Source organism: Microbacterium sp. EYE_78 (assembly GCF_023149035.1).
GTDB lineage: Bacteria > Actinomycetota > Actinomycetes > Actinomycetales > Microbacteriaceae > Microbacterium.
The window spans coordinates 442,318-463,367 of the sequence record NZ_JAHXMY010000001.1 but is presented as its reverse complement, the minus strand read 5'-3'; the positions used below and the strand labels follow the sequence as shown (position 1 = coordinate 463,367).

19 protein-coding genes and 2 tRNA genes are annotated in these 21,050 nt (G+C 70.1%); 15 read left to right on the top strand and 6 right to left on the bottom strand.

Features of this window, described 5'->3' with window-relative positions:
* Window positions 1–10: 10 nt before the first annotated feature.
* Both KZX17_RS02250 and KZX17_RS02245 read right to left on the bottom strand, forming a co-directional pair.
* Window positions 11–2,209, bottom strand: coding sequence for an alpha/beta hydrolase-fold protein (locus KZX17_RS02250; RefSeq protein ID WP_248170990.1), 2,199 nt, complete (start codon window positions 2,207–2,209; stop codon window positions 11–13).
* Between the two features lie 171 nt (window positions 2,210–2,380).
* Complete coding sequence (locus KZX17_RS02245; RefSeq protein ID WP_248191804.1) at window positions 2,381–3,340, bottom strand: LacI family DNA-binding transcriptional regulator; 960 nt, start codon at window positions 3,338–3,340, stop codon at window positions 2,381–2,383.
* A 289-nt stretch (window positions 3,341–3,629) separates the two neighbouring features.
* Here KZX17_RS02245 and KZX17_RS02240 point away from each other — a divergent pair, with 289 nt between their 5' ends.
* The 4 genes from KZX17_RS02240 (at window position 3,630) to KZX17_RS02225 (ending at window position 8,914) form a co-directional block, all read left to right on the top strand.
* Entirely contained in the window at window positions 3,630–5,645 is a 2,016-nt protein-coding gene (locus tag KZX17_RS02240; protein ID WP_248170992.1) for a beta-galactosidase, read from the top strand.
* Window positions 5,642–6,577 carry a carbohydrate ABC transporter permease gene (locus KZX17_RS02235; protein ID WP_248170993.1) on the top strand — a complete coding sequence of 312 codons (936 nt, stop codon included), beginning with the start codon at window positions 5,642–5,644 and terminating at the stop codon, window positions 6,575–6,577. The genes KZX17_RS02240 and KZX17_RS02235 overlap by 4 nt, the downstream gene beginning before the upstream one ends.
* A complete protein-coding gene (locus KZX17_RS02230) occupies window positions 6,574–7,473 on the top strand; it encodes a carbohydrate ABC transporter permease (protein ID WP_248170994.1) in 900 nt (299 codons plus the stop codon). The genes KZX17_RS02235 and KZX17_RS02230 overlap by 4 nt, the downstream gene beginning before the upstream one ends.
* Window positions 7,474–7,573: 100 nt before the next feature.
* Window positions 7,574–8,914, top strand: coding sequence for an ABC transporter substrate-binding protein (locus tag KZX17_RS02225; RefSeq protein ID WP_248170996.1), 1,341 nt, complete (start codon window positions 7,574–7,576; stop codon window positions 8,912–8,914).
* A gap of 75 nt (window positions 8,915–8,989) precedes the next feature.
* On the opposite strand, the gene KZX17_RS02220 is transcribed toward KZX17_RS02225, so the two are convergent.
* Together KZX17_RS02220 and KZX17_RS02215 are read right to left on the bottom strand one after the other, a co-directional pair.
* Window positions 8,990–10,351, bottom strand: coding sequence for a deoxyribodipyrimidine photo-lyase (locus tag KZX17_RS02220; protein ID WP_248170998.1), 1,362 nt, complete (start codon window positions 10,349–10,351; stop codon window positions 8,990–8,992).
* 61 nt (window positions 10,352–10,412) lie between these two features.
* Complete coding sequence (locus KZX17_RS02215) at window positions 10,413–11,570, bottom strand: diacylglycerol kinase family protein (RefSeq protein WP_248171000.1); 1,158 nt, start codon at window positions 11,568–11,570, stop codon at window positions 10,413–10,415.
* Window positions 11,571–11,683: 113 nt separating this feature from the next.
* On the opposite strand from KZX17_RS02215, the gene serS reads away from it, so the two are divergent.
* From serS to KZX17_RS02190, 5 genes are all read left to right on the top strand, one after another.
* On the top strand, window positions 11,684–12,949 hold the full coding sequence (gene serS, locus KZX17_RS02210; RefSeq protein WP_248171001.1) for a serine--tRNA ligase: 1,266 nt from the start codon (window positions 11,684–11,686) through the stop codon (window positions 12,947–12,949).
* On the top strand, window positions 12,946–13,854 hold the full coding sequence (locus KZX17_RS02205) for an HAD-IIB family hydrolase (RefSeq protein ID WP_248171003.1): 909 nt from the start codon (window positions 12,946–12,948) through the stop codon (window positions 13,852–13,854). The genes serS and KZX17_RS02205 overlap by 4 nt, the downstream gene beginning before the upstream one ends.
* Before the next feature lie 98 nt (window positions 13,855–13,952).
* A tRNA-Ser gene (locus tag KZX17_RS02200) sits at window positions 13,953–14,037 on the top strand.
* Between the two features lie 20 nt (window positions 14,038–14,057).
* Window positions 14,058–15,362 (top strand): LCP family protein, encoded by a 1,305-nt coding sequence (locus tag KZX17_RS02195; RefSeq protein ID WP_248171005.1) that lies wholly within the window; start codon window positions 14,058–14,060, stop codon window positions 15,360–15,362.
* Window positions 15,363–15,436: 74 nt separating this feature from the next.
* Window positions 15,437–15,528, top strand: a tRNA-Ser gene (locus tag KZX17_RS02190).
* Between the two features lie 37 nt (window positions 15,529–15,565).
* Here KZX17_RS02190 and KZX17_RS02185 read toward each other — a convergent pair.
* Window positions 15,566–15,871 (bottom strand): hypothetical protein, encoded by a 306-nt coding sequence (locus tag KZX17_RS02185; protein ID WP_248171006.1) that lies wholly within the window; start codon window positions 15,869–15,871, stop codon window positions 15,566–15,568.
* Window positions 15,872–15,940: 69 nt separating this feature from the next.
* A complete protein-coding gene (locus KZX17_RS02180; protein WP_248171008.1) occupies window positions 15,941–16,288 on the bottom strand; it encodes a hypothetical protein in 348 nt (115 codons plus the stop codon).
* 141 nt (window positions 16,289–16,429) lie between these two features.
* On the opposite strand from KZX17_RS02180, the gene KZX17_RS02175 reads away from it, so the two are divergent.
* The 6 genes from KZX17_RS02175 (at window position 16,430) to KZX17_RS02150 (ending at window position 21,042) form a co-directional block, all read left to right on the top strand.
* Window positions 16,430–17,134 (top strand): TetR/AcrR family transcriptional regulator C-terminal domain-containing protein, encoded by a 705-nt coding sequence (locus tag KZX17_RS02175; RefSeq protein ID WP_248171009.1) that lies wholly within the window; start codon window positions 16,430–16,432, stop codon window positions 17,132–17,134.
* Between the two features lie 4 nt (window positions 17,135–17,138).
* Window positions 17,139–17,810 carry a triacylglycerol lipase gene (locus tag KZX17_RS02170; RefSeq protein ID WP_248171011.1) on the top strand — a complete coding sequence of 224 codons (672 nt, stop codon included), beginning with the start codon at window positions 17,139–17,141 and terminating at the stop codon, window positions 17,808–17,810.
* A 106-nt stretch (window positions 17,811–17,916) separates the two neighbouring features.
* Window positions 17,917–18,510 carry a fasciclin domain-containing protein gene (locus KZX17_RS02165; RefSeq protein ID WP_248171012.1) on the top strand — a complete coding sequence of 198 codons (594 nt, stop codon included), beginning with the start codon at window positions 17,917–17,919 and terminating at the stop codon, window positions 18,508–18,510.
* A 102-nt stretch (window positions 18,511–18,612) separates the two neighbouring features.
* Window positions 18,613–19,617, top strand: a complete 1,005-nt coding sequence (locus tag KZX17_RS02160; protein ID WP_248171013.1) for a LacI family DNA-binding transcriptional regulator — start codon at window positions 18,613–18,615, stop codon at window positions 19,615–19,617.
* A 32-nt stretch (window positions 19,618–19,649) separates the two neighbouring features.
* Window positions 19,650–20,036: a DUF1304 domain-containing protein gene (locus KZX17_RS02155; protein WP_248171014.1), complete on the top strand. Its 387-nt coding sequence runs from the start codon at window positions 19,650–19,652 to the stop codon at window positions 20,034–20,036.
* A gap of 1 nt (window position 20,037) precedes the next feature.
* Window positions 20,038–21,042: a Gfo/Idh/MocA family protein gene (locus tag KZX17_RS02150; RefSeq protein ID WP_248171015.1), complete on the top strand. Its 1,005-nt coding sequence runs from the start codon at window positions 20,038–20,040 to the stop codon at window positions 21,040–21,042.
* Window positions 21,043–21,050: the final 8 nt, after the last annotated feature.

Below are 21,050 nucleotides of genomic sequence, written 5' to 3'. Positions count from 1 at the left end.
TCCGACGGGCTCACTTCTTCACGAGGACCGCTTTCGAGGTGCGGGTCTCGGTCTCGTACCCGCTCAGCGAGCCGGTGACCCGGACCGACAGCGTGTCGCCGCGGTCCGCGCGCGAGACGACGTAGGTGCTCGTGGTGGCACCCCGGATCGCCTTGCCGTCGTTCAGCCACTGGTAAGCGAACCGGGTGCCCTTCGTCCACGAGCCGGGCTTCGCCGACAGCTTCTTGCCGACCTTCGCCGCCCCGGTCACCTTCGGCGTGGCGGCGCTCAGCTTGCCCTTCACCACCGTGACGGTGCGCGTCGCGGTGGCGGTGTTGCCGGCGGCATCCGTCACCGAGTAGACGAGCCGGTACGCCCCGGGCTTCCGGGTGTTCACCGCACCCTGCACGGTGATGCCGGCGGTCAGATCGCCGTCGACGGCGTCGGTCGCCGTCACGCCGGCGAGAGCATCGAAGGTCGCGCCGAAGCGGACGGTCGTCGCCTTCGGTGCGGTGATCACCGGCGCGACGACGTCCTCGACCAGACCGGCCTCGCGGAAGTGCGCGGAGTGCATGCCGAAGGAGTCCTTCAGGTGCGGCATCCAGCAGTCGTCGTTGTGGCGTCCCTCGGGGTAGACCTCCCAGGTGTGCGGCACGCCCTTGCCGTCGAGCAGGGTGTGCATCGACCGTGCCGCGTCGTCGAAGCGGTACTCGTCGAACTCGCACGCGTCGAAGTAGAGGTCGAACTTCTTCAGCTGCGCGGCCGTCATGTCCCCCGCCTGCTTCAGCGGCGTGGGCAGCGACGAGCCGGAGTAGCTGAGCGACCCGATGTGCGACGCGATCGAGGAGAACATGCCGGGGTTCGACAGGCCGAGCGACCAGGCGCCGAATCCGCCCATCGAGACGCCCGACAGAGCGCGGAAGTCGCGAGAGGGCAGGGTGCGGTACTCCTTGTCGACGAGCGGGACCATCTCGGTCAGGAACATGCTGCGCCACGGGGTGCCGCCGTTCGGCTGATCGGAGTACCAGAGCGACTCGCCGTCGGGCATGATCACGATCGACTCGGCGAGGCCCTTCCTCCAGAGCCCGTCGAGGACGTCGTCGATGTCACGCGGCTCCCACTCCCGGCTTCCGCCGTTGATGCCGTGCAGGAGGTAGACGACGGGATACTCGCGATCGGGCTGGTCGAGGTAGGACGGCGGCAGGTAGGTCACGAACTCGCGCGGCTGGCCCTCGAGCTCGGAGTCGACGGTCTCGCGGAAGAAGCGCGAGCGGTTGCCCGTCTCGCGAAGGGTCTTCGCGTCGATGCGGAGGAACTCCTGCGCCGCGGGCTGGAACGTGAACGGGGCGCCGTCCTTGGTCCCGGTGATCGTGCGGTTCGTGTCGACGATGAGCCGGCCGTCGTCGCCGCGGACCACTTCGACCTCACTGTCGGTGAGCGTCAGCGTGCCCGATTCCGCGAGCCACCCCCGCACCTCGCGGGCACGGCGCTCCTTCGCGCGGCCGTCATGGAAGTAGGTCTTGTCGAGCGTCGCGAGGTAGGCGGCGGCGTCGCCGGCGGCGAGGGCGGCGCGCTGGCGGTCCAGGACCTTCGCCACAGCCGCGGCCTGCGACGCCGACGCGCGCTCACCGGTGATGCCGTGGACGTTCGCGCGGACCGCGTCCTTCGAGAAGATGCCGACGGGGCCCTCGTACCAGCCGCCCCCGCCGTTCATGTCGTAGAGCCGGACGGCGAGGGTGTTCTCGCCGCCGAAGTTCGGCGCGTCCGCGGGGACCGGGTACAGGCGCTGCTCGAACCACTGGCTGCTGGCAGCGGGCGGCATGGTGCCCGATCCGCCGATGCGCGTGCCGTTCAGGAACGCCTCGTCGACGTCGTCGAGGAAGCCGAGGGAGGCGACGAGATTCGTGCCCTCCGCTTCGGCCGGGAGGGTGAAGTCGAGGCGGTACCACCCGAACCCGTCGTAGTCGGCGAACGGGGTGCCGTCGCCGGGGACCGCGATGTCCTGCCACGCCGAGTCGTCGAACGCGGGGGAGGCGTAGGACGGGTCATCGCCCGTCGTGAACTTCCAGGTGCCCTCGAGGTCGAGGGAGACGGACGTCGCGGTCGCGGCGGCCGTGGACGTCGCGGCGGGTGCGGCTGTCGCTGCAGGGACGATGGCGAGGGATGCGGCGACGACTGCGATCGCGGTCGCGACGGCGGTGAGGCGCCGCCTTGGGACGTGGGAGGTCACGGTTCCTACTTCCTTGTCGGAGACGGGCGACGATGCCCGCTGTGCACGTTCACGGAGCGAACCAAGGCTCGCTGTGAACGTGCACAAGGGTGACACCGAGCGTCAGGGGTGTCAATGGTCGACCGGCGTCGTGCGCAAACGTGCACGCGCGCCACGTCGCGTGCCGTCGGATCAGGCGGAGTCGCGCCAGACCACGGGGCAGGCGAGCACCGTCCCGCCGGTCTCGGGGTCCTCGCCGCGCAGCTGGCGGAGCACCGACTCGGCCGCGGCGCGACCCAGTTCGCCGGCGGGCTGGTGGACGGTCGACAATGGGGGATCGCAGCGAAGCGCCCATGAGCTGTCGTCGAAGCCCACCACCCCGACATCGCCCGGGACGCTGCGACCCGCAGCCTGCAGCACGTCCATGGCGCCGGCGGCGACTGCGTCGCTCGAGGCGAAGACGCCGTCGATGTCCGGTGCGCGCTCGAGGAGGGCACGCATCCCCGCCTGTCCGTCCGAATAGGAGTACAGCGGCACGGACTCGATCAGGCTGGGGTCGAACCGCGAGCCGAGCGCGTCGACGAAGCCCGCAAGTCGGTCCGAGCCGGAGTCGCGGTCGAGCGCGGACGCGATCATGCCGATGCGGCGGCGGCCCGTGGCCGCGAGGCGCGTGGTGATCTCCCGCGCCGCACCGCGGTTGTCGATGGCGACGTACGCCGCATCCCCGATGTCGCGGGGGTGGCCGACGAACGCGGCGGGCAGCCCCAGCTCGGCGACGGCGCGCGTGATCGGGTCTCCGACACGGGCCGAGACGATGATCACCCCGTCGATGAGCCCGCCGCTGAGGTAGCGCGCGAGGCGCTCGATGTCGCGGGTGGTGTCGGCGATCATGAACGACAACTGGTAGTCGGCCTCGGAGAGGGCGGCGTTCGCGCCGAGCAGGATCGAGCCGATGTTCGGGTCCTCCACGAACAGGGAATGCGGCTCGTGGACGATCAGGCCGATGGCCTGCGAGCTCTGCATCACGAGGCTGCGCGCGGCGCGGTTAGGGACGAACCCCACCTTCTGGATGGCCGCTTCGATCGCCACGCGTGCGTCGTCGGAGACATAGGGCTGTCCGTTGAGCACCCGGCTCACCGTGCCGCGGGACACCCCCCGCCTCGGTCGCGACGTCCTTCACGGTGGCGCGGCGTCGGCGCCCGTTCGTCTCCACGCGACCAGTGCTCACGCAGTCATCGTATGTGCACGCACACATGCGGCGTCGCACCGCCGATCGCGGCGCTGCGGTGGCGGCGGACCGCGATCGCCCGGCTCACCTGGGCAGAAGCGGGTCGTGTTGACACCGGTGCGAGGGCATGTCTACTCTGTACACGTTCACAGAGCCTCAACGCGGAGGAACACCGCTCGGACCTGTGCACGTTCACAGGATCCAGAGGAGAACATGTCGGCCCCCGCCCGCCCCTTCGAGCACGACGGCATCGCGTTCGGTTGCGACTACAACCCCGAACAGTGGACGCCTGACGTGTGGGACGAGGACATCGCGCTCATGCGCGAGGCCGGCGTCGACCTGGTCGCGATCAACATCTTCGGATGGGCGCACATCGAGCCGCGCGCGGGCGAGTACGACTTCGCCCGTCTCGACGACATCATCGGCCGGCTGCACACCGCCGACATCCGGATCAACCTCGGCACCGGCACCGCGTCGACCCCGGCCTGGCTGACCACGGCGCACCCCGAGATCCTGCCCGTCGTCGAGGACGGCACCCGCCGCTACCCGGGCGGGCGGCAGGCGTGGTGCCCGAGCTCGCCGCGCTACCGGGCAGCCGCCGTCCGGCTCGTCGACGCCGTCGCAGCGCGCTACGGCTCGCACCCCGCGGTCGCGCTGTGGCACGTCTCGAACGAATTGGGATGCCACAACGCACTGTGCCACTGCGATGAGAGCGCCGGCGCCTTCCGCGAGTGGCTGCGCGCCCGCTACGGCAGCGTCGCAGAGGTCAACCGGGCGTGGGGCACGGCGTTCTGGAGCCAGACCTACTACGAGTGGGACGAGATCCTCACCCCGCGCGCGACGCTCTCGAGCCGCAATCCGGGGCAGCTCCTCGACTTCCACCGCTTCAGCAGCGACGCGCTCCTGGCGCACTACCGCGCCGAAGCCGAGGCGATCCGTCGCCACAGCGAGATCCCGGTGACGACGAACTTCATGGTCACGGCGCACATCGAGAACCTCGACTACTGGTCGTGGGCGGGCGACATGGACGTCATCGCCAACGATCACTACCTCGACCACCGACTCGGCGACCCGCGGTCCGAGCTCGCCTTCGCAGCCGACCTCTCCCGGGGCCTCGGCGGGGGTGCGCCGTGGATCCTCATGGAGCACTCCACCGGTGCGGTCAACTGGCAGCCCTTGAACAAGGCGAAGGCCGCCGGCGAGATGATCCGCAACTCGCTGACCCACGTCGCCCGCGGCGCCGACGGCGTCTGTTTCTTCCAGTGGCGCGCGTCCGTGCAGGGGAGCGAGAAGTTCCACTCGGCGATGCTCCCGCACGCCGGCACGGACTCCGCGGTGTGGCGCGAGGTCGTCGACCTCGGCGGCATCGTCGACCGTATCGGCGAGGTCGCCGGCTCGCGCGTCGAGACCGACGTCGCCCTCCTCTTCTCCTGGGAATCGTGGTGGGCGACGCAGAGCGAGACCCGCCCCAGCCAGGCCTTCGGCTACCTCGACCAGGTGCACGCCGCATACGGCGCCATCCACGCGAACGGCCTCACGGCCGATGTCGTGGCGCCCGGCGCCGACCTCTCCGGCTACCGGTTCGTCGTCGTTCCCGGCCTGCACCTGATGCGCGAGTCCGACGCCGTCGTCCTCACGGACTGGATCGCCGCTGGGGGCAGTGCGCTCGTCACGTTCTCGACGGCGATCGTCGACGAGAACGACCGCGTCTACACCGGTGGATACTCCGGCCCCCTGCGAGAGGCCCTGGGGCTGCACATCGAGGAGTTCGCCCCCGTCGCGCCCGACGCGATCCTTTCGCTCTCCGACGGGACGACCGCGACACTGTGGTCCGAGCGGTCCCGCGCGACGACGGCCGAGGTCGAGGCATCCTTCACCGACGGTCCCGCCGAGGGGATGCCGGCGCTCACCCGCAACGCGTGGGGGGAGGGGACGGCTCGCTACCTTGCGACGGTTCCCAGCCGCGCGGCCTACCGTGACCTCATCGCCCGACTCGCCGATGAGGCGGGCGTGGCGCCGGCGGCCGAGGTCGACGGAGGCGCCGGAGACCTGGAGGTCGTCCGCCGCCGCGGTGCCGACGCCTCGTATCTCTTCGTGATCAACCACGGCGAGACCGATGTCCACGTCGCCGCGAGCGGCACGGACCTCGTCACCGGCACGCCCGTCGCCGGTCGCGCCACCGTTCCCGCGGGTGCGGTGCGCATCATCAGAGAGGAGGCGGCCGCATGACCGCCACGGAAGTGCTCGTGACGCGCTCGTCGGGCAAGCCTGCGCGCGCGAAGCGGATCCCGCGGGCCAAGACCCCGCACAAGGGGGCGATCGCGGTCTTCACCGGACCGTTCGGCATCCTCTTCCTGCTGTTCTACCTGCTGCCCATCGGGTACGCGGTCTGGCAGTCGCTGCTCGTCGTCCAGCGCGACGGTCTCTACGGCGAGCCGACGCAGGTCTTCGGCGGGCTGACGCAGTACATCCAGGTGTTCCAGGACGCGCCGTTCTGGGAGTCGGTCGGCCGTGTGCTGCTCTTCGGCGTCGTGCAGGTGCCGATCATGCTGGGTCTCGCGCTGCTGTTCGCTCTGCTGCTGGACTCCCCGGCGCTGAAGGGCAAGCGCTTCTTCCGCCTCGCGTTCTTCGCGCCCTACGCCGTCCCCGGTGTCATCGCGGCGATCATGTGGGGGTTCCTCTACTCGCCGAACCTGTCGCCGTTCACCGACGTCACCCGCGCGGTCGACTTTCTCTCGCCGGAGATGGTGCTCTGGTCGATCGCGAACGTCGTGACCTGGGTGTTCGTCGGCTACAACATGCTGATCATCTACTCGGCGCTGCTGGCGATCCCCTCGGAGATCTACGAGGCCGCCCGCCTCGACGGCGCGGGCCAGTTCCGCATCGCTTGGTCGATCAAGATCCCGATGGTCGCCCCGGCGATCATCCTCACCGCGGTGTTCTCGATCATCGGCACGCTGCAGCTGCTCGCCGAGCCGCAGGTGTTCCGATCCTTCAGCTCGGCCGTCTCGTCGACCTACACGCCGAACATGACGATCTACGCGACGAGCGCCGTCCCCAACCCGTACCTCGCTGCGGCCTTCTCGGTGGTGCTGGCCCTCGCCACCTGCGTCCTGTCGTTCGCGTTCTTGAAGCTCACCCAGCGGAAGGCCGAGCAATGAGCCTCCTCACCCGTACGAACGGCGCCCTGGCGACCGACCTGCCGAAGACCCGGGGACCGCGCGAGAGCATCCTCTCCCGCACCGCGGCCCTGCTCATCATGGGCGTCTTCACGCTCTACTTCCTCGTGCCGATCTGGTGGCTGTTCATCGCCTCCACGAAGGACCGCGGCCAGCTGCTGACCACCAACGCCCTGTGGTTCGCCGACTGGAACCTGTTCGCCAACATCGGCGATCTTGTCTCCTACAACGACGGCATCTACTTCCGCTGGCTGCTGAACAGCCTCGGGTACGCCGGACTCGGCGCCCTGCTGGCCACGCTGTTCGCCGGTATGGCCGGATACGCGCTGGGCAAGTACAACTTCCGGGGTCGCGAGGCCTTCTTCAACATCGTCCTCGGCGGCGTCCTCGTGCCGGCGACCGCGCTCGCCCTGCCGCTGTTCCTCCTGTTCAGCCAGGTGAACCTCACGAACACCTTCTGGGCGGTGCTCCTCCCGAGCATCGTCAGCCCCTTCGGTGTGTACCTCGCCCGCATCTACGCATCGTCGTCGGTGCCGGACGAGCTCATCGAAGCGGCGCGACTCGACGGTTCGGGTGAGGTCCGCACCTTCTTCACGGTGTCGTCGCGGCTCATGGCGCCGGCGCTCGTGACGGTGTTCCTCTTCCAGTTCGTCTCCATCTGGAACAACTTCTTCCTGCCGCTGATCATGCTGCGCAGCCAGGAGCTGTTCCCGGTCACCTACGGCCTCTACACGTGGAACACGCAGCTCAACCAGATCCCCGAGCTGCGCACCTACGTCCTGGTCGGCGCGTTCCTGTCGATCGTGCCGCTCATCGTCGCCTTCCTCTTGCTTCAGCGCTTCTGGCGAGGCGGACTCGGCACCGGGTCCGTGAAGTGAGTTCCCGCCGCGGGCGCACCCCGCGGCATCCCCTGCAACACCCGTCATCCGCACCACCCGTACCTGTCACACCCCGATCAACGATCAGATTGGAAATCCCATGCAGCACACCAAGAAGGCAGTCGTCACCGGCGTCGCTCTGCTGACCGCGTTCACCCTCGCCGGGTGCGCCGGCGGCAGCGGCAACGGAGGCTCCGAGGGCGGCGCCGCCGACCCGGCCGCCTGCGCGCCCTCGGACGGCGACGTCACGCTCGACTTCACCTCGTGGATCCCCGGCATCGAGGACGTCGTCGCGATGTGGAACGAGGAGAACCCCGACATCCAGGTACAGGTGCAGACCGGCCCCAACGGCAACTCGGGCACCTACTCCAGCTTCTTCAGCCAGCTCGAGGCCGGCAACGCCCCCGACCTCGGCCAGATCGAATACGACGCGCTGTCGAGCTTCCGCGTGCAGGACGGTCTCGAGGACCTGTCGGCGTGCGAGGAGGTCGTCGCCGCCGAGGACCAGTTCATCCCGTGGACGTGGGGGCAGGTCACGCTCGGCTCCGAGGGTGTCTACGGCATCCCGCAGGACTCGGGCCCCATGGCGCTGTTCTACCGCTCCGACCTGTTCGAGCAGAACGGCATCGACGTCCCCACCACGTGGGAGGAGTACAAGGAGGCCGCTCAGCAGGTGCGCGACGCCGGCGGGTACATCACCAACTTCTCCACCGCCGACATCAACCAGTTCGCCGGGTTCGTCTGGCAGACCGGTGGCGACTGGTTCTCCAACGACGGTGAGGCCTGGACGGTGAACCTGGCCGGCGACGAGTCCAAGACGGTCGCCGACTACTGGCAGGAGCTCATCGACGAGGACCTCGTCTCCACCTACCCGGCCTGGACCGAGGAGTGGAACAACGCCTACAACTCGGGCGAGGTCTGGACCTGGAACTCGGCCGTGTGGGGTGCGAACTCCATCTCGTCCGGTGCTCCCGACACCGCCGGCAAGTGGTCGGTCGCGCCGTCGCCGCAGTGGTCCGCGGGCGAGCAGGCCGCCGGCAACTGGGGCGGATCGTCGATCGCCGTCTTCAAGGGCAGCGAGCACCCGTACGAGGCGGCGAAGTTCGCCCTGTGGCTGAACACGTCCGACGAGGCGCTCACCGCGCTGAACGAGTCGGCGAACATCTACCCCGCCACCACCGAGGGCCTGACGCTGCCCTCGCTGCAGGAGGGTGTGGAGTTCTACGGCGGCCAGAAGATCTACGACGTGTTCGCCGAGGCGGCGTCCCAGGTCAACCCCGACTTCGTGTGGGGCCCGACCATGACGCAGACCTACGCCGACGTCTCGGACGGCTTCCAGAAGGCCGCCACCGGCCAGGGGACCCTCACCGAGGCGCTCGAGGCCGCGCAGACCAAGACGGTCTCCGCACTCGAGGCGCAGTCGATCCCCGTCGCCGAGTGACCACTCGCTGACACCGCCACCCGCGCCGCGGGGCGGGCCCTCGGGCTCCGTCCCGCGGCGCGGTCGTTCGCGCGGTCAGCGGCGTGAGGCCTGCTTGACCTTCTCGTACGCGGCGAGGGCGTCCTGGCGTGTCGCCTTGAGGTCGACCATCGGCGTCGGCGGCTGACCGTCGGCATCCCGGTACTCCGGCGCCCAGCGCCCGATGTACTCGCGGCCCTTGTCGAACTTGTCGGCCTGCAGCTCGGGGTTGAAGACGCGGAAGTACGGCGCCGCGTCGGCGCCCGACCCGGCGACCCACTGCCAGTTGAACGTGTTGCTCGCCCCGTCGGCGTCGACGAGGCAGTCCCAGAACCACTCCTCGCCCCGCCGCCAGTCGATGAGCAGGTTCTTGATGAGGAAGGATGCCGTGACCATCCGCACCCGGTTGTGCATGTAGCCGGTCTCCCAGAGCTCCCGCATCCCGGCGTCGACGATGGCGAACCCCGTCCGGCCCTGCTGCCACGCCTCGAGCGCCGCCGGCCGCAGGCGCGGCCAGGGGAACGCGTCGAACTCCGGACGGAGGTTCTTCGTCGCGAGGTCGGGGAAGTGGTACAGCGTGTGCCACGCGAACTCGCGCCATCCGATCTCGGACAGAAAGCCCGATGCGCCGGGGGTGTCGACCGCTGCGTGCCAGACGATGTGCGGGCTCAGCTCCCCCCACCGCAGACGGGGTGACAGCTGCGAGGTGGCGCCCGCAGCCGGGTGGTTGCGGGCCCGGTCGTAGTGACCGAGGTCCTCGTCGAGGAACTCGCGCAGGCGGCGTTTGGCGGCGGGCTCGCCGGGCTCCCACGTCTCGCGCAGGCCGCCCGCCCAGTCGGGCGCCGTCGGGAGCAGCTCCCAGTCCTCGAGGCGATCCGAGGCCGGGGCCCGGCCCGGACCCGCGATCTCGCGCGGCTCCGGCAGTGGAGCACGCGGCGAGGGGAGCGCGAGGCAGGCCCGCCAGAAGGGGCTGTAGACCGAGAAGTGCGATCCGGAGCCGGTCTTCACCGTCCACGGCTCGAACAACAGGGATGCCGCGAACGACGCGACCTCGACGCCGCCGTCGCTCAGCCCCTCCTTGAGCTCGGTGTCGATGTCGCGCTCGGGCCCGCCGTACCGGCGGTTCCAGAAGACTGCGCCGGCACCGGCATCCGTCACCGCCTCGCGGACGACCGACGCGGCCTTCCCGCGGCGCAGGACGAGGCGGCTCCCGCGCTCCTCGAGGCGATCCGCGAGCGAGGCGAGCGAGTGGTGCAGCCACCACTTCGCCGCGCCGCCGAGGGGTCGGATGCCGGGCGACTCCTCGTCGAGCACGTACAGCCCGATGACGGGCTCGCCGCGGTCGAGGGCGGCCCGCAGCGCGGGGTTGTCGGCGAGGCGGAGATCGTCGCGGAACCAGACGATCGAGGGGGACGTCATGTCGACATCCTGACGACGGTCGCCGCGGGGCGCCGCCCCTTGACGCCGGGGCGCTCGGGGGTCAGACCCCCGAGATGCTGTGGCCGCGGGGGATGGCGAGCGTCAGCCCGCCGGCCACCACGCGCACGGCGATGCGGGTCGCCTCGCCGAACTCGTCGCCGTCGAGCTGGACGGGGTGTGCCTCCTGCGCCGCGAGGTCGATGCCGGCGCCGCGCGAGTACCGCACCGAGTTGTCGGCGGTGCGCAGCGACAGGATGCGGCGGCCCGCCCGGAACTTGCGGAGCACGCTGTTGTCCCACGCCAGCCGGCGCCAGACGAGCAGCCAGCCGAGGGCGCTGCGCGGCTGCAGGATGGCGACGTCGAGCTCTCCGTCGGTGATGGATGCCTCGGGGATGAGTTCGAGGCCGGCCTGCAGCGACCCGCAGTTGGCGAACAGCACGCTCTGCACGTCGGCTCGGTGCATGCGGTGCTTCGGCACCTGGTAGACGACGGGGAAGGGCTTGGCCTGCGCGATGCTGCGCGCGGCACCGTCGACGTAGGCGACCCAGCCGACCTTCTTCTTCAGGTCACTGCTCGTGTTGGCGATCATGGCGGCATCCAGCCCCATGCCGCCCATCACGACGAAGGCGTGCTCGTCGGTCTCGCCGGTCGGACGCCGCAGGCTCGCGAGGCCGACATCGATCGCGACCGTGTCGCCGTCGAAGGTCGCCGCGATCATCGCCGCCGGGTCGTCGAGGGGCAGGCGCAGGTTGCGCGCGAGCAGGTTGCCGGTGCCGCTCGGCACGATCGTCAGCGGGACGTCCTTGCCCGTCATCGCCTCGCTGACGGCGCGGACCGTGCCGTCGCCCCCGGCGACCAGGACCGCGTCGACACCTTCCGACAGGGCCTGACGGGTCACGTCGTCGCCGAGGTCGTCGACCGTCGTCTCGTAGAAGAGGGGCTCCGACCAGCCGGCATCCTTCGCCGCGGCCGCCACCTGCTCGCGGAGGGCGTCGCCGTCGACCTTCGTCGGGTTGTAGATCAGCGCGGACTTCGGGCTCGGCCGTCCCTCGACGTCCGGCATCGGCTCCGTCGAGCCGCTCTCATCGACGCGGCGGGCCTCGCCGCTCTCGGCGTCGGCCGTGTCGGGCGCGACGTCCTCCGGCTGGCGGATGGCATCCTCGGATGCCTGGTCCTGCGCGTCGTCGGAGTCGTGCGTCGTGCGGGGGTCGGTCGCCATTGGTCCAGCGTATTGCGCGCCCGCGCGGGCGCCGCGCCCCTTGCGCCCGCGGCCGCGCGGCGTCACTGTTCCGGACCCGCGGCACCGGGGAGGCCCCGGACTAGACTCGACGAGTGATCGATCTGGCCCTCCTCCGTGACGACCCCGCCCTCGTGAAGCGCTCGCAGGAAGCCCGCGGCGAGTCGCCCGACACCGTCGACGAGGCCCTCGCCGCCGACCGCGAGCGACGGAGCGCGATCACCGCCTTCGAAGAGCTCCGCGCTGCGCAGAACGCGCACGGCAAGCGCGTCGCTCAGGCGCCGAAGGACGAGAAGGCCGCGCTCGTCGCCGAGGCGAAGGAGCTGAGCGAGCGCGTCAAGACGGCCCAGCAAGCCGTCTCGCTCGCCGAAGAAGAGGCATCCGCCGCGCTCGCGCGCATCGAGAACATCGTCATCGACGGCGTTCCCGCCGGGGGAGAGGACGACTTCGTCACCCTGCGCACGCACGGCGAGCCTGCGACGTTCGACTTCGAGCCCCGTGACCACCTGGCCCTCGGCGAGAAGCTCGGCGCCATCGACATGGAGCGCGGCGCGAAGGTCTCGGGTGCCCGGTTCAGCTTCCTCACCGGGATCGGCGCCCGCCTCGAGCTCGCCCTCATGAACCTCGGCATGGCGCGTGCCCTCGACGCCGGCTTCACCCCGATGATCCCGCCCACCCTGGTGCGGGCCGAGGTCATGCGCGGCACCGGCTTCCTCGGGCAGCACGCCGACGAGGTCTACCACCTGGACGACGACGACCTGTACCTCGTCGGCACCAGCGAGGTGCCACTCGCCGGGTACCACATGGACGAGATCCTCGACCTCGAGGCGGGAGCCAAGCGCTACGCCGGCTGGTCCACCTGCTACCGGCGCGAGGCGGGGTCGTACGGCAAGGACACCCGCGGCATCATCCGTCTGCATCAGTTCAACAAGCTCGAGATGTTCGTGTACACGGCGCCGGCCGATGCCGAGGCCGAGCACCTGCGCCTCGTCGAGATGCAGGAGCGGATGCTGCAGGATCTGGGACTCGCGTACCGCGTCATCGACGTCGCGGCCGGTGACCTCGGCTCGTCCGCCGCCCGTAAGTACGACGTGGAGGCGTGGGTGCCCACGCAGGGCGCGTACCGCGAGCTCACCTCGACGTCGAACTGCACGACGTACCAGGCCCGCCGGCTCGACATCCGGTACCGGCCGGAGGGCGGCCGCACGGCCCCCGTCGCCACCCTGAACGGCACGCTGGCGACGACCCGCTGGATCGTCGCACTCCTCGAGACCCACCAGCGCGAGGACGGCTCCGTCGTGATCCCCGAGGTGCTGCGCCCGTACCTGGGCGGCCTCGAGGTCGCGGAGCCCGTCGCGTGACGCCCGAGAGCGCCCCCGCCACCGGCAGCATCGAGGCGGTCTCGGCCGATGAGGCCGCGGACGTCGTCGAGGAGATCGTCGAGGATGCCGCAGCCGCCCCCCGTGAGCGGCTGCTCATCGCGCTCGACATCGACGGCACGATCCTCCTCGAGGACGAAACGTACAGTCCCGGCGTCGTCGACGCGGTCGCCGAGGCGCAGCGACTCGGGCACGAGGTGATGCTCGCGACCGGGCGCTCGTGGGAGGGCACCCGCCACATCCTCGAGCACCTCGCCATCACGCCCGAGTACGTCGTCTGCTCCAACGGCGCCGTGATCCTCAAGCGGGTCGGCGCCGCCGACGCCGGTGCGTCCTACGAGCGCTTCCACACCGAGCAGTTCGACGCGACCGAGGTGCTGCAGCTGCTGCGCGACCACCTCCCCTCGGCCCGGTACATGGTCGAGCTGCCCGACGGGCGACGGCTGTATACCGACCACATGGACGAGTGGAACGTCTCGCGCGCCGACCGGGTGCCCTTCGAGCAGCTCTCCGCCCAGCCCGTCTCCCGCGTCGTCGTGGTCTCGGAGGACGACACCGACGAGGACTTCGTCGACCTGGTCTCGCGGATCGGCCTCAACGAGGTGTCGTACGCGGTCGGCTGGTCGGCGTGGCTCGACATCGCCCCGCAGGGCGTCGACAAGGCCACCGGGCTCGAGCTGGTCCGCGACTGGCTCGGGATCGACGCGGCACGGGTGGTCGTCATCGGCGACGGCCGCAACGACATCGGCATGTTCCGGTGGGCGCGGGCCAACGGCGGCCGGGCGATCGCCATGGGCCAGGGCCCCGACGAGGTGAGGTCCGAGGCGTCGGAGCTGACGGCATCCGTCACCGAGGGCGGCGTGACCGCGGTGCTGAAGGCCCTCTGACCCGGGTTTTCAGGCGTCCCACAGGCGTCGCCGCGAGAATGGTGTGGTTCTGGGGTCGGCTAGACTCGGCCTTCGACCGCCGCCGATGGGCGAGGTCGGGAGGGTTGTCCGAGCGGCCGAAGGATCCGGTCTTGAAAACCGGTGGGCAGCAATGTCCCGTGGGTTCGAATCCCACACCCTCCGCAGTGTCCGAAAGGTGAGCCGTGAGCGCAAGGTCCGACGCGAAGGCGACGAAGTACCGCCGTCAGCCCGTCGCCCGTCACGGGGCGCTGAGCTCGCCCAGCCCGATCCGTCAGGTGCTGACGATCCTCGGCGCGATGCTCGCGGTCGTCGTCGTGAGCGCCACCGCGATCGGCGGCTTCTACGTCTGGGATGCCGCGCGCACCCTCGACGAGAGCGGCGTCTCCATCGGCGACGACGGCACGCTCCCCCCGCACATCGGTGAGATCGAGGGTGGCGTGAACATGCTCGTCGTCGGCACCGACTCGTGCGAGGGGCAGGACCTCAAGCTCTTCCCGCGCTGCGCCCACGACGACGGCGGCGAGCGCAACGACGTCACCATGCTCGTGCACATCAGTGATGAACCGCGCCGCGTGACGGTCGTCTCGTTCCCGCGCGACATGATCGTGCCGATCCCGTCGTGCGAGAACCCGGATGGCGGCTCGTACCCTGCGATGAGCGCGCAGATGATCAACGTGTCGTACAGCTACGGCGGCCTCGGCTGCTCCGTCGCCACCGTCGAAGAGCTCACCGGCATCGACATCCAGTTCGCCGCCGCGATCCGCTGGACCGGCGTGATCAACATGTCCGATGCGATCGGCGGTGTCGACGTCTGTGTCAGCTCCGACATCTCCGACCGCCACACCGGCCTCAACCTCACCGCGGGCAACCACAACCTCGTGGGTGCGCAGGCGCTGCAGTTCCTCCGCATCCGCCACGGCATCGGCGACGGGTCCGACCTCGGCCGCATCTCCAATCAGCAGCAGTTCATGAGCTCGATGGTGCGCAAGCTGCAGTCCGGCGAGGTCCTCTCGAACTATCCGACGCTGCTGAACCTGGCGAACACCGCGATCCGACAGGTCAATGAGAAGCAGCTCGTCCTGAGCGAGTCCCTCACGAGCCCGCAGCGAATGGCGCAGATCGCCATGGCCGTGGCCGACGTGCCGTACGAAGACATCGTCTTCGTCCAGTACCCGACCGTGTACGCCCCCGGCGGCGGGCGTGTGCTGCCTGTCACCTCGGCGGCCGACGTGCTGTTCACGGCGCTGCAGGAGAACAAGCCCGTCCGTGTCACCGGCAACCCCAGCGGCGGCAATGGTGTCGAGGTCATCGGCGAGGCAGAGGACGGTGCCGAGAAGCCCACTCCGACGCCGACGGCGACCGCGGATGCCGGAGCCACCCCCGACGCGGAGCCTTCGCCGGCTCCGACGGGTGAGGCGGTGGACCTGCCGACCGAGATCACCGGGCAGTCCGCGAACCAGGTCACCTGCACCGTCGCGGAGCAGTGATCCGCGGTTCGGACAGCCCGCGTCATGCGGTTATGATTGCACGGTGCGTCCGCGCCACTTGTGGTCGGATGCCTGGAGACGTCGCATAGTCAGGCCTAGTGCACCACCCTGCTAAGGTGGAGTCCCCTCACGGGGACCGAGGGTTCAAATCCCTCCGTCTCCGCCAGAAAAGCCCTGGGTTCCCGGGGCTTTTCACGTTCCGGTCAGTCCCCGCCGGCGGACGGCTCCGGCACGATCCGGAGCCCGCCGGGGGAGTTCGCGGTGCTCATCAGGTCCTCGATCCAGGCCTGGTTGATGGGTCCCGCCGGACGGGACTCGAAGCGGATGTCCCAACTGGTGGACAGGCCGACCCACCGCGACACCCGACCGCTGCCGAGGCTGGGGTCGACGGTCCAGGTCAGGATGAACGGTTCGTGGCGGCGCAGCTTCGTGACCATGACGATCTCGAGGTGCGCGAGGACGCGGTCGTCGAGCGCGACGACCTCGTTGCCGAATGCGAGACGACCCACGGGGTCCCGTCCTTCCGTGCCGCGATCGAGGGACGGTGCTGACTCGCGGCTTCGGCAGCACCGCCGGCCCTAGGCGCGGGGCAGGGGTTCGGAGTGCGCCGCGGCTTTGCGTTCGAGGAACTCGCAGAGGTCGGCGGCGACGGCCAGCTCCGCGATGAGTCCGCGGGTCTGTTCCGGCGTCAGGGCCGTCTCATCTGGTTGCGGTTCGAAGATCACCCGCCAGCGTCCGCCGCGCTCCTCGGGCGGCCGGAGGTACACCGTCGTCGTCGCGTGATGGAGCGGGACGACGATCAGGCCGCCGTCCTCCCCGTGCGAACTGTCCTGGATGGCGACCTTGATGAGGTCGCCTGTCCCGGTCGTGTGGAAGAACTCGGCGAGCCACCCCTGGAGGGTGCCATGGCTGCGGAACGACATCATGACGACGACCGTCCCGGTCGCCGTGTCCGCTGCTGCGGCGCGCAGTGCATGGCGCTAGCTTACGGTGTAAGCAGGGTCAAGAAATCCGCTGGTGTCCCACGGATCGTACGAAAGGGGGGAGGATCGACGTGGAGGCTCCACATGAGCAGACAGACCGATCTTTCGTCACCACCGAAGCTCAGCCGAGATGTGATCATCCAGGCGGCGTTGCAGCTCGTCGACGGTTCGGGTCCGCCGGGGCTCTCGATGCGCACGCTCGGCCAGCGTCTGGGCGTTGAGGCGATGTCGCTCTATCGCCACGTGCACGGCAAAGAGGATCTTCTCGAGGGTGTCGTCGATTCGCTCATGACCGACCTCACGGCGACCATGCGACGGGAGTCGTCGGAGCACTGGCAGACGTTCCTGCAGAACGTCGCCCACTCCGTGCGGGACATCGCCGTCGAGCACCCCCAGGCCTTCCCGCTGGTCGCCACCCGGCATCCCGCCGCGCCGTGGCTGCGTCCACCGCTGCGGAGCATCGAGGTCGTCGACATCTTCCTCCGCGTGCTCATCTCGCACGGCTTCACCGACCTGCAGGCCGTCCGCGCCTATCGCGCGTTCAGCAGCTTCCTGCTCGGGCAACTGCTGCTCGAGGCGAGCGTCCGCGGCGCGTCGTTCGGCCCTGCGGAGGAGCCGATCGACGAGGGCGACGCCACGGTGCCCAACACCGACGGCAGCGAGACGCTCGACGACACCCCCGAGGTCCGGCGCCTGCGCCCCCTCCTCAGCGAGGATCACAGCAAGGAGGAGTTCGAGATCGCACTCGAGCTCCTGCTCGACCGCCTGGACCGAGACGTCTCCCAGTGAGTGCATGAGGGACCTGCTCCGCATCGGCTCGTGGTGGGTCCGCGACTACCTGTACGCGCTCGTGTGGCAGGTCCGAGCCGCGGTCGACCGCACCGATCCGAGCTCCTTCCGGCGGGGTGACCTGACACCGATCGTGATGCTGCCCGGCGTCTACGAGACCTGGAGGTTCCTGCAGCCCCTCATCGCCGCGGTGCACGGCCGTGGGCACCCCGTGCATGTCCTCCCCGTGCTGAGACGGAACCTCCGCCCGGTGGACGAGGCGGCGCAGGAGGTTATCCGGTACCTCGACGACAACGACCTGCGCGGATGCGTCATCCTCGCCCACAGCAAGGGCGGACTGGTCGGCAAACGAGCCATGCTGCTCGACGCCGGTGCAGGCAGGATCGAGCGGATGCTGGCGGTCGCCACGCCGTTCGGGGGATCACGCTACGGGCGCCTGATGGTCGTGCCGTCGCTGCGGGCATTCTCACCGGGCAACTCGACCATCCGTGCGCTGACGGCGGAGGTCGAGGTGAACGCGCGGATCGTGTCGGTCTACGGACGGTTCGATCCGCACATCCCGGAGGGCAGCGAGCTCGCCGGCGCCGCGCGCAACGTGCAGCTCGACACCGGCGGTCATTTCCGCATCCTCGCGGACCCGCGCGTGATCGGAGAGCTTGCCGCGCTCGCCGAGTGAGGTGCAGGAAATCCTGGCGCCCCTGCATCCACCGATGGCCTCGAGACGGAATACCCAGTAGCGCCCGACAAGCGCCGGGCCGTTCTCCCCATCGAAGGAGCTGGACATGAACAAGAAGATCGCAGTGGCCGTCGCTACGCTGGTCGCTGGTGCGATGGCCTTCACCGCGTCGCCGGCCTCGGCCCATCAGCAGGCGAAGCCGCAGGGCACGATCGTCGACGTCGCGGTCGCGGCGTCCGGAGGCGGAACGCCCGACAGCAACGGATCGGACTACGACCTGCTGGTGCAGGCCGTGCTGGCGACGGGCCTCGACGCGACGCTCGGCGACCCGTCGTCGACGTTCACCGTCTTCGCCCCGAACGACCGCGCGTTCCTCCGCCTGGTGACCGACCTCACCGGCAGCGCGCCGGCCTCCGAGGCGGCTGCGCTCGATGCGATCACGTCGACGTTCTCGACGGAGCAGATCAGCGACATCCTGCTGTACCACGTGGTGGCGGGCAAGAAGCTCTCACCGATCACGGTCATCCTCTCGCGGTCGCTCGAGATGGCGAACGGGGGGACGGTCGAGCCGCGCGGCATCGTGCTGCGTGACGAGACCCCCGCGTTGAAGAACCCCAAGCTGGTGCTGCGCGCCATCAACATCCAGGCGTCCAACGGCGTTATCCACACGATCGACCGCGTGCTCGTCCCGGCATCCTGAACGACGACGTCAGGGCCCCCGCCCCGTGTCGGGCGGGGGCTCGTCGGTCGGCGATAGAGTCGGGAGCCGCCGGACGCCTGCCGGCTCGACGGAGGAGGGTGCATGGCCGAGGGACAGTCGATCCCGGGCAAGCGCCCCACGATGATCGAGGTCGCGCGCCTGGCCGGCGTCTCGCATCAGACGGTCTCGCGTTTCCTGCGCCACGAGGGCGGTCTGCGCCCCGAGACGGTCGTCCGCATCGAGCGCGCGGTCGACGAGCTGGGCTACCGTCCGAACCTCGTGGCGCGATCGATGCGCACGCGGCGGACGGGACGCCTGGCCGTCCTCCTGCCGCACCTGACGTTCGATCCGGCGCGGATGGTCGCCGGTGCCGCTGAGGCGGCCGAGGCTGCGGGCTTCACGATCGAGGTCCTCAGCGTGGGCGGCACCTCGCGACGGGCCGAGCGGGCGAGGGAGATCGCCGACTCCGGTCAGGTGGAGGGCGTCCTCTCGCTCGCGCCCCTCGGTGCCGACGTCGTCGAGGGCTCGGTGCCGATCATCGCCAGCGACGAGGTCGACGACGACATGCGGGGCATCGGCGGACTGATCGATGCGTCTCCGGTGGACGAGATCGTCGCGCACCTGGTCGACCTGGGTCACCGGCGGTTCGCGTACGTCGGCGGGGACCCGGGCTTCGCGTCCGCCCGCGCGCGACGGGAGCGCTTCGTCGCTGCTGCGGCACTGCACGGCGTCGAGGTGACGGACGTCGTCGACGGCGACTGGGGTGGCGAGTCCGGTGTCGACTTCGCGATGTCGTGGGATGCCGGGCGCCGCCCGACCGCGGTGGTCGCGGCCAACGACATCGTCGCGGCCGGTGTCATCCGCGGCGCCCGGGCGCGCGGCTGGCGCGTGCCCGACGACCTGAGCGTGACGGGGTGGGACGACCATGCGGTGGCGCGGTTCACGGTGCCCTCGCTGACGACGGTCGGCGTCGACCGTGAGGGGCTCGGCCGGAACGCCATGCGCCGGCTCATCGCCGTGCTGCGGCCGGAAGCCGAGGTGGAACCGGCGCCGCTGTCCACCGCCGTCATCTGGCGCGAGTCGACGGGGCCCGCGCCCGCCACCTGACGCGGAGCGACGGCCTCTGGGAGACTGTCCCCATGATCATCGCCGGCCTCGTGTTCGCGGCGCTCGCCGCAGCCGTCCACGTCTACATCTTCGTGCTCGAGTCCATCGCGTGGGAGGGGGCGGCGGCCCGGCGGACCTTCGGTCAGACCGACCAGACGGTGCGCATCACGAAGCCGCTCGCCTTCAACCAGGGCTTCTACAACCTCTTCCTCGCGATCGCCATCGTGCTCGGGATCGTGTTCATCGCGGCGGGCTCGCTCGCAGTAGGGGCGACGCTCGTGTTCACGGGGGCCGGATCGATGGTCGCCGCGGGCCTCGTCCTCCTGCTCTCGGACCGCTCGAAGGCGCGGGCCGCGCTGATCCAGCTGACGCCGCCGCTGCTCGGCGTCGTCCTGCTGGCCGTCGGTCTCGCGATCTGACGTGCGGCTCGCCGTCGTCGGCTCCGGCCAGATCGTCGCGGACTTCCTCCCCCACGCGGCCGACGTCCAGGGGCTGACCTTGGCTGCCATCGTCGGCACCGAGCGCAGCCGTGACAAGCTGCAGGCGATCGCGTCCGCCTCGGGCATCCCGACGGTGTACACCGACCTCGATGCGTGCCTGACGGACCCGGATGTCGACACCGTCTGGATCGCCCTGCCGAATGCGCTGCACTACGCCTCCGCGCGGCGGGCACTCCTCGCGGACAAGCACGTGGTGTGCGAGAAGCCGTTCGTCCTGCGGCCCGACGAGCTCACCGAGCTCCGGGCCATCGCGACCGAACGTCGGCTCATCCTCGTCGAAGCCATCAGCAACCAGTACCTCGGCAACGTGGTGCGGATGCGGGAACGACTGCCGGCGCTCGGCGACCTGCGTCTCGTGCAGTGCGAGTACTCGCAGTACTCATCGCGCTACGACGCGTTCCGCGACGGGACGGTGCTGCCGGCGTTCGACCCCGCGATGGGCGGCGGTGCGCTGATGGACCTCGGCATCTACGCGCTGCATCTGGTCGTCGGGCTGCTCGGCACACCGGACGACGTCACGTACGCCGCGCACGTCGAGCGCGGCGTGGACACCTCGGGGGTCGCGGTGCTGCGCTACGGCGATGTCACCGCGGTGTGCGTCTGCGCGAAGGATTCACCGGGGCCGTCGCGGACGAAGCTGCAGGGCACCGACGGTGTCATGATCATCGACGGCACGCCGAACGAGGTGCCCTCCGTCGAGATCCGGCCCCGCCGCGGCGAGACGGAACGCTTCACCGACAACGCGCATCCGCACCGCATGGTCGAGGAGTTCCGCGCATTCGTCGCGATGGTGGCGGCGCTCGACCTCGACGAGCGCGACCGTCGGCTCGACCACAGCGCCGCCGTGCTCGACGTGGCCACCGCCGCCCTCGCGTCGGCAGGCATTCGCTTGGGCGAGCAGCCCGAGGGCGCCGTCGCGGAGTGACCCGTCCG

Bases quoted from the DNA above. Each gene is read 5' to 3' on its own strand.
- KZX17_RS02225 (WP_248170996.1), top strand. From the start codon at position 7,574: ATGCAGCACACCAAGAAGGCAGTCGTCACCGGCGTCGCTCTGCTGACC.
- KZX17_RS02215 (WP_248171000.1), bottom strand. From the start codon at position 11,570: ATGGCGACCGACCCCCGCACGACGCACGACTCCGACGACGCGCAGGAC.
- KZX17_RS02175 (WP_248171009.1), top strand. From the start codon at position 16,430: ATGAGCAGACAGACCGATCTTTCGTCACCACCGAAGCTCAGCCGAGAT.
- KZX17_RS02240 (WP_248170992.1), top strand. From the start codon at position 3,630: ATGTCGGCCCCCGCCCGCCCCTTCGAGCACGACGGCATCGCGTTCGGT.
- KZX17_RS02165 (WP_248171012.1), top strand. From the start codon at position 17,917: ATGAACAAGAAGATCGCAGTGGCCGTCGCTACGCTGGTCGCTGGTGCG.
- KZX17_RS02155 (WP_248171014.1), top strand. From the start codon at position 19,650: ATGATCATCGCCGGCCTCGTGTTCGCGGCGCTCGCCGCAGCCGTCCAC.
- KZX17_RS02220 (WP_248170998.1), bottom strand. From the start codon at position 10,351: ATGACGTCCCCCTCGATCGTCTGGTTCCGCGACGATCTCCGCCTCGCC.
- KZX17_RS02230 (WP_248170994.1), top strand. From the start codon at position 6,574: ATGAGCCTCCTCACCCGTACGAACGGCGCCCTGGCGACCGACCTGCCG.
- KZX17_RS02180 (WP_248171008.1), bottom strand. From the start codon at position 16,288: ATGATGTCGTTCCGCAGCCATGGCACCCTCCAGGGGTGGCTCGCCGAG.
- KZX17_RS02235 (WP_248170993.1), top strand. From the start codon at position 5,642: ATGACCGCCACGGAAGTGCTCGTGACGCGCTCGTCGGGCAAGCCTGCG.
- KZX17_RS02170 (WP_248171011.1), top strand. From the start codon at position 17,139: ATGAGGGACCTGCTCCGCATCGGCTCGTGGTGGGTCCGCGACTACCTG.
- KZX17_RS02160 (WP_248171013.1), top strand. From the start codon at position 18,613: ATGGCCGAGGGACAGTCGATCCCGGGCAAGCGCCCCACGATGATCGAG.